Consider the following 11,858-nt stretch of genomic DNA (forward strand, 5'->3'; position numbering starts at 1 on the left):
GAAATCCATTCTTCCCTTGCCAGTTTTCCCGTTACCGTTTACTCTTTTCATGTGACCTCCTTGCTTTCCGTTGTTTTCGTTCAAAAACATGGTAGCAGGTGAGGTCATACCTTCGTTTCAACTAAGTTTAGGACACTTTCGAGCGGAGCGAAACATCTCCATTTTCCTGTTTTATGGATGTTTGATTAAAGGAGATTCTTCGCTGGCGCTCAGAATGACAGGAAAGCGTTGCCTTAAGCGCTTTTGGGGTTGCCGCAGGCAGTGGGCTGGCTGTATCCTTTAAAGTTTGGTGGTAACGCGGCGTGACGATGGCCTCAACTTGCTGGAGCGTAACAAAATGTACGATTGCGTGATAATCGGCGGCGGGCCGGGGGGCATGACCGCCGCCATATACGCCACACGCGCCCGGTTGAACACCCTTGTGCTCGAAAAGCTGGGCGTGGGGGGGCAGATTGCTCTTTCGGACATAATAGAGAACTATCCTGGCTTCCCTTCCCTTTCCGGCGGAGCCCTTATGAAGCATTTCGAGGACCATGCCCGCGGACTGGGGGTGGAGATCAAGTTCGCCCAGGTGGACAAGATCACCGTTTCGGGCGACACCAGGGTGCTGGAGACAAGCGAAGGCGCCATAGAGACCAAGTCTGTGATCATATGCACCGGGGCGGAGCCAAAAAAGCTCGGCTTTACCGGCGAGGAAGAATTCACCGGGCGCGGGATATCCACCTGCGGCACCTGCGACGGGCCGTTTTACAAGAACAAGCCCATCGCGGTGATCGGCGGAGGGGACACGGCGGTGAAGGAGTCCATATACCTTTCCCGCATCGTCTCGAAGATTTACCACATCCACAGGCGGGACAGGTTCCGGGCGGAGAAAATCCAGCAGGAACGGGTGATGCAGCGGGAGAACATCGAATTCCTGTGGAAGCACACCGCCGTGGAAGCCCTTGGCGACCAGTCCGGGATAACCGGCCTTCGCGTGAAGAACGTGGAGACCGGCCAGGCGCGCGACCTTAAGGTGGACGGCATTTTCGTTTTCACCGGCATCACACCGAACACCGGATTTGTGGACTGCGAAAAGGACGCGCAAGGTTTCATAAAGACCGACGCGGCGATGAGGACTTCCATACCCGGCGTTTTCGCCGTGGGGGACTGCCGCGTCACCGAGCTGCGCCAGGTGGCCACCGCCGTGGGCGACGGCGCCATCGCCGCGATGAAAGCGGAAGAATACGTTTCCGAGCTTGAAGGGCGCGCCTATGGCAAGGCGCCGGCATAGATTCTTGTCACATAACCCGGTTGGATTTCAGCGGTGAGCGAGCCTGATTACGGACGGAACCTGAAGACGTGGCGGACCTATAACGCCATCAGGATCAAAAGGGCCCTGGAAATCAACCCTGAGCAGGGAAGGCTCGCCTTTTTCGCGGTGCCGTACCTTCTCCATACGAACCACCCTTCCCTTCCCGGCTACATAGCCAACGGCGAGGCGGTGACCGGGATATACCTTTACACCCCCGGCGAGGAAGAGGAAAAGGTGTTGCGCCGCTATTTCCCCAACTATTCGTTCAGGACCGTGGAGGCCCAGAGGACCAGGGGGAAACTGGCCATCGAATCGCTGCTTATCATGGGCTCCATCGGCACGGTGGCCCAGACGAAGCTGTCCGACTTCGACTATTGGGTGGTGGTGGACGAGACGAAGCTTTCCGCGCAGGACAAGACCACGCTGGGGATGAAAATCGCCGCCATCGAGAAATGGGCGGTGGAACAGAAAATGGAGGCCCATTTCTTCATCACCGACGTGAACAAGGCGAAGGCCAACGATTTCGGGGCGACGGACAAGGAATCGTCCGGATCGTCCCAGGCGCTATTACTCAAGGAGGAATTTTACAGGACCGCCATAATGGTGGCCGGGAAAGACCCGCTATGGTGGGTGTTGCCTCCGGGGATGGACCCGGCGGCGTATGAGGTCCATAAAAAGGCGATGATCCACGGCGGTGACGTGGCTGAAAATGACGTGGTGGACCTGGGGAACACCTCCCCCATCCCGCTGGGCGAGCTTTTCGGGGCGTTGCTCTGGCAGTTTAACAAGGCGATGATAAGCCCCCACAAGTCCGCTTTGAAAATGGCGCTGATGGAAAGCTTCATAATGGCCGGCGGCGGCGCGGAGCTTCTTTGCGACACGCTCAAAAAGCTTGTTCACGATGGGCACGATAGCGAGGACCTGACGGACCCGTACCTTTTGATGTTCGAGCGGATATACAGGTTCTACATGGAGTGGGACAGGAAGGCGGCCCTTGCCAGCCTTGAAAAGTGCTTTTTCCTGAAGTGTTTCGAGAACGCCAACAGCGCCGCGCAGGGAGCGGGGACCTTCAAGGACCGGCTAATGGCCCAGTGCATCAAAAAATGGGCGTGGGACAGGGGCACAATAGCGGAAATGGGGGGCTTTAAGAACTGGGACTTCCAAAGTTCCGCCAAGCTGGCCTCTTCGCTCCACGGCTTTATGCTGGAAGTGTACAAAAACCTCACCGACAGGATATCCACCCAGCCCAACGTAAAGCACATCATCACGGACACGGACCTGACGGTGCTCGGCCGCAAGCTTTTCGCCATATACTCCAAAAAGCCGGGGAAAATCGAGTATCTCAAAAGGGTGAAGGACGAGGCGACCCATCTTGAGGCCATCTCCTTCGCTGCGGCGATAAAGCGGGGGAGCAAACCTGTGTGGGGAGTGTACAAGGACAACATAACCAGCATGGCCGCCAAGGGGATGTCCATAGACCACCTGTACCTGAACAAAGGCGCCGACCCTGTGGAGCTGGCGATGTGGCTTGTGCACAACCGGATATTCCACAAGAACTCGTTCCTGTATTTCATACCGAACCAGACCCCGGTGTCGCTCAAGGACATCCAGACGATAATAGAAAAGATGACCACCCTGTTCCCCTATGTGGCCCTGGCCGACCTGAAGAAGGAAGAGCTGATGGCCAAGGCGAAGGTGCGCAAGATTCTACTGGTGGTCAACCTGCTCACCGACAGGTGGAAAAAGGATATAGACACCATTCAGCTTGTGCATTATACGAGTTGGGGCGAGTATTATTGCGAGACCCTCGGCCACCACAGCGGCCTTCTGCGCCTTCTGGAGCTTTTAAACGACACGCCGCCGGACTTCTTCGTGAGCGATTCGGCGAAGTTTGACATATACGTCCCGCCCGGCGAGAACCAGGTGCGGCTGAAACGGCAGATCACCGATTTCATTTCGCAGAAGTTCACGCCGCTCAAGCGCAAGGCGCTTTCGTTAAGCTAGGGCGGCGGGAATACCCCCAGCGCCCCAAGCCATCTGCCCGGGTCCATTTGACAACCATCCATAAGAATGATATGTATAAATAAGATAATAAATGATATTTCGTATTTATTGGACAAGGTAAGACTATGAAGACGCTTGTTAGCGAACGAGGGCAGGTTGTCATCCCGAAAAAAATACGGGACTCGATCCATCTGGACAAGGGGGACGAACTTGAGGTGGAAGTCTCCGGGGAGACGATCATCCTGAAGCCTGTGAGGAGGTTCAAGGCCAGGAAATGGCGGGACTACGCCGGGATCGGTGAAGGGATAGTGGACTCGCACCTGCGTGACAGGAAAAAGGAAAAAGCGGATGAAGATGTTTATCCTTGACAGCTATGCCCTGCTTTGCCTGTTTGACAGGAAAAGAAAATCAGAGAAGGAGGCCGTCATCAAGCGCCTTGAAGACGCGGAGAAAGGCCGGATCAAGCTTTACATGAGCAAGATGAACGAAGGCGAAGTGTTCTATAAACTATACAAATACCTGGGCGCCCCGATAGCCGTGGGATTCCGGGAAGACCTCAAGAGAGGGTTGTTCCCCCTTAATGTGGTCCCTGTCAACGACAGGAGGGTGGAGGAAGCCTCCGTAATAAAGGCGAAATATCCGGTGTCCTACGCCGACGCCTTCTGCATAGAACTCGCCAAGGACATGGACCTCCCGGTGATGACCGGCGATCCTGAATTTCAAAACGTCGGGGATATAATAAAAGTGGCCCCGATCTTATGATCCAGTTGCAGGGCATCGAAAAGTCGTTTGGAAGCCGCGTTCTGTTCTCGGACGTGAACTGGCGGATAAAACAAGGGGACCGGGTGGGGCTGGTTGGCGAGAACGGCGCGGGAAAGACCACCCTGCTGAAGATCCTCGCCGGGGTGGACAAGGCAGGAGCCGGTGAATTTTCACGCAAAAAGGGGCTCACCATCGGCCACCTTTTCCAGGAAATGGAGGATTTCGCCGACGGGCCTCTCCTGGCGGAGACCCTTGGCGGCAGGCGGGACCTGCGCGATCTTGAACTGGAAATCGAACGTCTGACGGACAAAATCCATCACGCCACGCCCGACGAGGCCATCGCCCTGGCCCACGATCTGCACGACGCGCAGGAAAAATTCGAGATCCTTGGCGGCTACGCCGTGGAGGCGGAGGCGAAGGGAATCCTGCGAGGCATGGGTTTTGAGGAAAGCGATTTTCACAAGACGTTGACCGGGTTTTCCGGCGGATGGCGTACCCGCGCCCAGCTTGCGCGCCTGCTGCTTGCCGGGCCGGACATATTGCTGCTCGACGAGCCTACGAACCACCTGGACCTGGAATCCACCGTGTGGCTGGAAGGTTTTTTGAAGGCGTACAAAGGCTCCATCGTGCTGATAAGCCACGACAGGTATTTCATGAACCGGCTCACAAACGCCATCGCCGAGCTGGAATTGGGCAAAATGACGGTATATCCGTACCCTTACGACAAGTATGTGGAGGAAAAGGCGGCCCGGGCGGAGATACTGGAGAACAAGGCTGCGCGGCAGGAAAAAGAGATCGCAAGGCAGGAAAAATTCATCGAGCGGTTCCGGGCGAAGAACACCAAGGCCACTTTGGTCCAAAGCAGGATAAAGGCGCTGGAGAAAATCGAGCGGGTGGAAGTTATGGGGCGCACCCGTTCCATCGGATTTTCGTTCATGGAAGCGGGGCGGATCGGGAAAAACGTTGTGGAGCTTGTGGACGTGCGGCAGGGTTATGGGAACAAGATCGTTTATGACTGCCTGAACTTCACGTTGCGGCGCGGGGAGCGTGTTGCGCTGGCGGGGCATAACGGCTCGGGAAAGTCCACGATGATAAAGATACTGGCCGGGATCGTCCCGATTTTGGACGGCAGGATCGTCATGGGCCAGAACGTCTCCATGCGCCATTACGCCCAGCACCAGATGGAGGCGCTGGACATAAACAAGACGGTGCTAGACGAGGTGACGGACAACATCCCGCTGGACTCCATACCCCTGGCGCGCACATGCCTTGGCGCGTTCCTATTCCGGGGGGACGACGTTTTCAAGCCCATCCGGCTTTTGTCCGGCGGTGAAAAGGCGCGGGTGGCGCTGGCCAAGCTCGCCCTCACCCCCACGAACCTTCTGCTGCTCGACGAGCCGACGAACCATCTGGACATAAAAAGCCGCGAGGCGCTGGAGGACGCGCTGGTCAATTACCCCGGGTGCATCGTGATGATCTCACACGACAGGGCGTTCATAAGCTCGGTGGCCAACAAGATAGTGCATGTGGAAAACGGTTTGCTGACAGAGTATCCCGGCGGTTATTCATACTACGAGGCCAAGCGGGCCGAACCGGCCGTCCCGCCGAAGAAGGATGAGACAGCCAACGCGGCCGACGGCAAACAAAAGAGCACGCAGAAAGATATCCGGCGCGAATCGGCCAAGGCGCGGGAGGAGATCGGCGCGCGCATCGGGCCGATGAAAAAAACGCTGGAACGTCTGGAACGCGATATCGCCGGATGCGAGGAGAAGATCGTCCAGTTGGAAGCGGCCCTTGCCGACCCCGCCGTTTACACCGACCCGGCCAAAGCCCGCGACACCGCCGCTCAGATCGCCGAAGCCGGAGAAAAGAACAAAAAGCTCACGGCGGAATGGGAGCGGACGGCGGAAAAGATGGAGACGATCAAGACGGGGAGCTGAATTCCGTGGTCGGGCCGGGCTGTTGCCCAAATGCTTGCTTCCCCGTGGTCGCCTCGGGCTGTTGCCCAAATGCTCATCGGGGTGTTCTTCACCCCGATGTCCCAAAGTCAAGAGTTTAGCACTCTTATAAACATAGAGTCCGGGGTGAAGAACACCCCGGACAGCGTTCGTTTCGCGGCTTAAGATAATCCGTGGTCGGGCGACCACGGGGAAACGTTAAATCGTTTACCACCCCGGCGGCTGGCGCCGCCACCCCTCCTTGTAAAGGCGGGAAAAATGATCACATCTCCACCCTTGTGACCACCCCGTGCAGCCTGTTGGACGGCAGTTTGTAAAACTGCACGAATGGCGGCGACAGGCTCTTTATCACCGAAAAAGTCTTCCAGAAGAAATTCGTGGTGACGATCTCCTCCACCCCGTAGAAAATCGTCTTCTCCTTTATCCCCGCCTCGCGCAGGATCGTCTCCATCTCCATCACTTCCTGGTATCCAAGATGTATCTCGAATATCCTCAGGCCCTCGGTGGGGTTGGAGCGGAAATAAGCCTCCACCCCGAACGGTATGTCCAGCACAGTGAGCGACACGAAAACGTTGTCCTCGTACAGTATCCCGTTCTTGAACATGCAGTGGGCGATGTACGGCGGAACCTTGTTCACCCCGCGGATGAAATAAAGGGCCGTCCCCTTGATCCTGCTCTGGCTCTCATAGATGTACTTGAACTGCTCCACGAAAAGGTCCATGTCTATCGGCCGCAACGCCCTGTACAGCCGCTCCTGTCCGAACTTGAATATCAAAATCACGAACAACGGCGCCGACGCGATGATGAAAGACCAGTAGCCGCCGTGGGGTATCTTGTACGCGCAGGCCAGCAGGTACGCAAGGTCCACCAGCGCCACGGTGAACGCGATGGCGGACTTGCCTTTGGAGCCGTTCAACCAGAATATCCACGTCATCATGATCCCGGTGATGGTCATCGCCCCGGTGACCGCCATGCCATACGCCGCCGCCAGCTTGGACGACTCGCCAAACCAGTTCATCACGAACAGCACCGACAAAAGCAGGAACCAGTTTACGAACCCGATGTATATCTGCGAACGGAGCCGGCTGGAAGTGAAGTCCACCTTCATCCGGGGGAACATGTTTATGGATATCCCCTGATAGACGATGGAGAACATGCCGCTTATCATCGCCTGGGACGCGATGATCGTCGCCATCACGCTGACCATGAGGAACGGTATGTACAGCCATGCGGACTGATGGTTGACCATTTCAAACAGCACGTTCTTCGCCTCCGGGTGGGTGATCACGTGCGCCCCCTGCCCCAGATAGCTTAGCAACAACGCGATAAAAACGAAGAACCAGGCGCGGATGATCGGCTTTGCCCCGATGTGCCCCATGTCGGCGTACAGCGCCTCGCCCCCTGTGGCGCACAATATCACCTCCGACAGGATGAAAAAGCCCGCCAGCCCGTGATGGGAAAGGAAGTCCACCGCGTAATATGGATTGACCGCCTTTAACACCTGCGGATATTGCGTGATGGAGACGACTCCCGACACCGACAGCGCCAGGAACCACACCACCATCACCGGCCCGAAGGCCCCCGCAATCTTGTCCGTCCCGCGTCTTTGTATGGTGAAAAGCGCCACTGCGATGGACATGGAGGCCAGCACGATCTTCTCCTGGCCGATGTCCTCGAACATCGGGATCAGCCGGAGACCTTCCACCGCCGACAAAATGGAGATAGCCGGGGTGATAACGCCGTCGCCTATCATCAGCGACACGCTTATGAACGAAAGGAACCCGATAACGGCGGCGCTCCTGCCGGTCTTTAGAAGCGAGACGAGGATTTCCTTTAGCACGATGGCGCCCCCTTCCCCCTTGCGGGAAAGGCTCATGGCAAGCCACGCATACTGCATGCTCACCAGTATGGTCATCGTCCATGTGATAAGCGACAGCACGCCCAGGATGTTGGCCGCAGTGGGCTTTAACAGCAGGATTATCACCGTGAGGGTGTAGATCGGGCTTGTGCCGATGTCACCGAACACCAGCCCGAACGATTCTATGACCCCCTTGAACGACTGGTTGTCTTTAGACATGGAACGCGCCTTGGTGCGCTTTCGCCGGGCATGATGAACGCATTTTTCCAGCCGTCCCCATCACGCGATGGTAAGCTTCTTGTACTTGCTCCGCCGGTTCTCCTCGCGCCCGCCGAGCTCCTTTTTGTGGAACTCCTCGTATTCAGCGAAGTTCCCCTCGAACCAGCGCACCTTCGAATCCCCCTCGAACACCAGAAGATGGGTGCATATCCTGTCCAGGAAGAACCGGTCGTGGCTTATCACCATCACGCAGCCGGAGAACTCCATGATGGCGTCCTCCAAGGCGCGCAGGGTGGCCACGTCCAGGTCGTTTGTCGGTTCGTCGAGAAGCAGCACGTTGCCGCCGCGTTTCAAAAGCTTGGCAAGATGCACCCGGTTGCGCTCGCCGCCGGAGATGTCCGCCACTTTTTTCTGCTGGTCTGGCCCCTTGAAGTTAAAACGCGAAACGTAGGCGCGCGCGTTGATGGAGCGGCCCGCGATCTCTATGTTGTCCGCCCCGCCGGTGATCTCCGTGAACACGGTGTTCTTCCCGTCCAGCGCGTCGCGGGTCTGGTCCACGTATGACAGCGCCACGGTCTTGCCGATCTTGATCTCGCCGGAGTCGGGGGTCTCCTGCCCCATTATCATGCGGAACAGCGTCGTCTTCCCCACCCCGTTGGGCCCGATGATACCAACGATGGCCCCGCGCGGCACTATGAAGTTCAGGCCGCTGACAAGCTCGTTGTTCCCATACGACTTGTTCACGTTGCAAAATTCGACAACATCGCCGCCAAGCTGCGGGCCGGGGGCTATCTGGATGTCCAGCGAGTTTGCGTCCACCTGTTTGGACGAGGCGGCCAGCTTGTCATACTCCTTCACGCGGGCCTTGCTCTTTGTGCGCCGGGCTCCGGGGGCGGAGCGTATCCACTCAAGCTCGGCGGCCATGTGCTTTCTAAGGCTGGCCACCTGCTTGTCCGCCTGGGCCATCCGGGCCGACTTCTGCTCCAGCCACGCCGAATAGTTCCCCTCGAATGGTATCCCCCTGGCGTTGTCCAGCTCCAGTATCCATTTTGTGATGTTGTCCAGGAAATACCTGTCATGGGTCACCACTATCACGTTGCCGGGATATTCGCGCAACGCCGTCTCCAGCCATTCCACGGTCTCCGCGTCCAGATGGTTGGTCGGCTCGTCGAGCAGCAGTATGTCCGGCTTCCGCAAAAGCAGCTGGCACATGGCCACCCGGCGCGATTCGCCGCCGGAAAGTTTTGTAACGTCCATGTCGTCGGGGGGCAGCACCATGGCGTCCATGGCCACTTCCACCTGACGGTCAAGCTCCCATCCGCTCACCGCGTCTATCCTGTCCTGGAGCTTTCCCATCTTCTCCAGCGCTTTTTCCATCTCGTCGTCGCCCATAGGCTCGCCCATTTTCGCGCTCAGCGCCTCGTATTCGGCGATGAGCCCCTTGATCTCCGTGAACGCCTCCTCGATGTTCCCCCGCACGTTCTTCTTCGGATCGAGCCTGGGCTCCTGCGGAAGGTAGCCTATGCGTATCCCCTTCATCGGCTCGGCCATGCCGGTGAAATTGGTGTCCACCCCCGCCATTATCTTTAGAATGGTGGACTTTCCGGAGCCGTTCTCCCCCACGATGCCGATCTTCGCCCCGTGATAGAAGCAAAGGTTGATGTTCTCCAGCACCTTCTTCTGACCATAAGCCTTCGTAAGCTGGCTTATGGTGAATATATATTCTCCCGCCATATGGTGATTTTCAGACCTCCATAAAATTTTAAGCTCCCATACCACTTGTTCCGGGCGGGAGCCTTGGAAGGGACAATTTTAACCGTTCCGGGGGTAAAATGCGGACAATTTTTATTTGCCATGATCCGGCGATACGAAAGCGCCAATCGCGACGCTCGACGCGGACTATGCGTTCATTCGATGATTCGCTTGCGCTGTAATGCAGGCGCGGGCTGGCGCAGCTTTTTATTCGAAACATTTTGTGATAATCTTTCAATCACTTAAAGGACAAAACGTGAATCATATTCGTAACGCAAAAAATATTATTTCCCTGGTCGGCGTCATCCTGGTTCTGGGGCTTCACCTTCTAATAAGTTCGGCCGTTTCCTATAATTTCGCCTCGGACGGTGTCCCGTGGATCAATACGTTCAACAGTTATTTCGGCGGCGCATCCGCGGAAGCCCCCTATTTTCTGCCTCCCGTGGCCCCCGTGCTTCACGGTATCCCGCTTATGCTCGGCGGGGCATGGCTCGCGCAGGCGTTTCTAATGACCCTCGCCATCACCGGGGCCCTGTTCGTGAAGTACATCGCGGAATCCTGGGGTGAGCTGGCCAGCCTTCTGTCGGTGGTGGGATACGCGCTTATCGTCCCCTTTCACTTCCTGTTTCACGTATTCAACAGCGACTCAATTTTCGCATGGTCCATTCTCCTTTTCCTTGCGGCGATCAAGTGGGCAACCACATATGACCACGCCGGCCATGCGCTGTCGGCCTTGCTTTGGTTTATCGCCGGAACCGCCGCCGGAATAGCCATACTTTCGCGGCCCACGGGATTTATTTTGATCCCGCTGGCCTGCGCCCCTTTATTTTTGCCACATCCTCCATTGCGGCGGATTATGAATATGGCCTTGTTCCTGGCCGGGCTTTTGTCACTCACGGGCGCATGGGTGGCCCGCAACATTTATATGTACAATTACCCCGGCATCGCATCGGCGTACGATGGCCCGGGTTTCGCGTCCAAATTAGGCCTTGTCCAGAGGCACGCGGTGGAAAACCGGAGCCTGCTGCATTATTCGCCGGACGAAACGGTGATGTATCACCCGGAAAACGGCGAAAACAGCCGGCTGCTTTTTTCGCTGGTGAGGAAGGACCTTTCCGATCCCGCCAATTCATTTATCCTCAGAGCGATGAGGCAGATTGAAAATGGCCGGCTCAACAAGCTTCTCGATGCGCACGCCGGCGACACCGCATTCATCGAGCGTCTGGCATTCGCCCAGCCGTTCAACGAAGTGTGGCTGAACAGGTTCGTGACGGCGAAGCTGGGGGTGGACCAGACAGTGCTAAAAAACGCCTCCAATGAAGCGATCCTCCGCCATCCGGGGCCATATTTGACTATGGCCTGGCATGACATGAAGAGCCTGGTCAAGATGAGATCGGACCTTGATGACCTGCTCAAACGCTCCAGGGGGTCCACCGCCATCACCGGGCTTTCCCACGCCGCCAACAGCGCCCCTGTGAGGGTGGACGAAAGCGCCGTTTCAATCCTCAACGGCCTGAACGTTTTCGGCTTCGCGCCAATATATATGATTTGGTCCTTGTCCTTCATCGGCCTGTTTTACGGCTCGCGCGAGCAAAGGACAATGGCGGCGATCATTAGCGTCATCCCGCTTGCGGGGATATTCTTGTCCGCGGCCACGGCTTTCCCGGACTACCGTTACAGGGTGGTGTACGAACCTGAAATGCTCATGGGAGGGATCATCGGAACGGTGGCGGGCGTCTCGATGCTGATGAATGTTTTGCGCCGCCGGTCAAGGCCCCTGCCCCCATGAACTCTTCTTGGAACGATGACCGGAAAATTCGGTGGTGTCTCAGTTTGAATTCACATGTCATGCTGAGCATGGCGAAGCATCTCCTTCGTCTTGTTATTACAAGGTTTGCGTAAAGGAGATTCTTCGGCTTCGCCTCCAGCATGACAAACTGAGACACTACCGAAAATTCACCGCCACGCATTCGCCAGCGCCGTTTCTGCTATAATTATGCGAAGCGGAACC

At 56.8% G+C, this 11,858-nt stretch carries 8 protein-coding genes; 6 read left to right on the forward strand and 2 right to left on the reverse strand.

Annotated elements, in window-relative coordinates; all coding sequences use genetic code 11:
* Positions 1–337: 337 nt before the first annotated feature.
* The 5 genes from trxB (at position 338) to HZB29_02065 (ending at position 6,000) form a co-directional block, all read left to right on the forward strand.
* On the forward strand, positions 338–1,273 hold the full coding sequence (gene trxB / locus HZB29_02045; GenBank protein ID MBI5814374.1) for a thioredoxin-disulfide reductase: 936 nt from the start codon (positions 338–340) through the stop codon (positions 1,271–1,273).
* A gap of 33 nt (positions 1,274–1,306) precedes the next feature.
* Positions 1,307–3,298, forward strand: a complete 1,992-nt coding sequence (locus HZB29_02050) for a class I adenylate cyclase (GenBank protein ID MBI5814375.1) — start codon at positions 1,307–1,309, stop codon at positions 3,296–3,298.
* Positions 3,299–3,423: 125 nt separating this feature from the next.
* Positions 3,424–3,666: an AbrB/MazE/SpoVT family DNA-binding domain-containing protein gene (locus tag HZB29_02055; GenBank protein MBI5814376.1), complete on the forward strand. Its 243-nt coding sequence runs from the start codon at positions 3,424–3,426 to the stop codon at positions 3,664–3,666.
* Positions 3,647–4,060: a type II toxin-antitoxin system VapC family toxin gene (locus HZB29_02060; protein MBI5814377.1), complete on the forward strand. Its 414-nt coding sequence runs from the start codon at positions 3,647–3,649 to the stop codon at positions 4,058–4,060. The genes HZB29_02055 and HZB29_02060 overlap by 20 nt, the downstream gene beginning before the upstream one ends.
* Positions 4,057–6,000 carry an ATP-binding cassette domain-containing protein gene (locus tag HZB29_02065; GenBank protein MBI5814378.1) on the forward strand — a complete coding sequence of 648 codons (1,944 nt, stop codon included), beginning with the start codon at positions 4,057–4,059 and terminating at the stop codon, positions 5,998–6,000. The genes HZB29_02060 and HZB29_02065 overlap by 4 nt, the downstream gene beginning before the upstream one ends.
* Before the next feature lie 280 nt (positions 6,001–6,280).
* Here the strand turns inward: HZB29_02065 and HZB29_02070 are convergent, their stop codons facing one another.
* Complete coding sequence (locus HZB29_02070; protein ID MBI5814379.1) at positions 6,281–8,095, reverse strand: KUP/HAK/KT family potassium transporter; 1,815 nt, start codon at positions 8,093–8,095, stop codon at positions 6,281–6,283.
* A gap of 60 nt (positions 8,096–8,155) precedes the next feature.
* Positions 8,156–9,829: an energy-dependent translational throttle protein EttA gene (ettA, locus tag HZB29_02075; protein ID MBI5814380.1), complete on the reverse strand. Its 1,674-nt coding sequence runs from the start codon at positions 9,827–9,829 to the stop codon at positions 8,156–8,158.
* Between the two features lie 274 nt (positions 9,830–10,103).
* On the opposite strand from ettA, the gene HZB29_02080 reads away from it, so the two are divergent.
* Complete coding sequence (locus HZB29_02080) at positions 10,104–11,636, forward strand: hypothetical protein (protein ID MBI5814381.1); 1,533 nt, start codon at positions 10,104–10,106, stop codon at positions 11,634–11,636.
* Positions 11,637–11,858 lie beyond the last annotated feature (222 nt).

The organism is Nitrospinota bacterium (assembly GCA_016235255.1).
Taxonomy (GTDB): Bacteria; Nitrospinota_A; UBA7883; order UBA7883; family JACRLM01; genus JACRLM01.

Coding starts and splice junctions, on each gene's coding strand:
- HZB29_02060 (MBI5814377.1), top strand. CDS start 3,647: ATGAAGATGTTTATCCTTGACAGCTATGCCCTGCTTTGCCTGTTTGAC.
- ettA (MBI5814380.1), bottom strand. CDS start 9,829: ATGGCGGGAGAATATATATTCACCATAAGCCAGCTTACGAAGGCTTAT.
- trxB (MBI5814374.1), top strand. CDS start 338: ATGTACGATTGCGTGATAATCGGCGGCGGGCCGGGGGGCATGACCGCC.
- HZB29_02055 (MBI5814376.1), top strand. CDS start 3,424: ATGAAGACGCTTGTTAGCGAACGAGGGCAGGTTGTCATCCCGAAAAAA.
- HZB29_02065 (MBI5814378.1), top strand. CDS start 4,057: ATGATCCAGTTGCAGGGCATCGAAAAGTCGTTTGGAAGCCGCGTTCTG.
- HZB29_02070 (MBI5814379.1), bottom strand. CDS start 8,095: ATGTCTAAAGACAACCAGTCGTTCAAGGGGGTCATAGAATCGTTCGGG.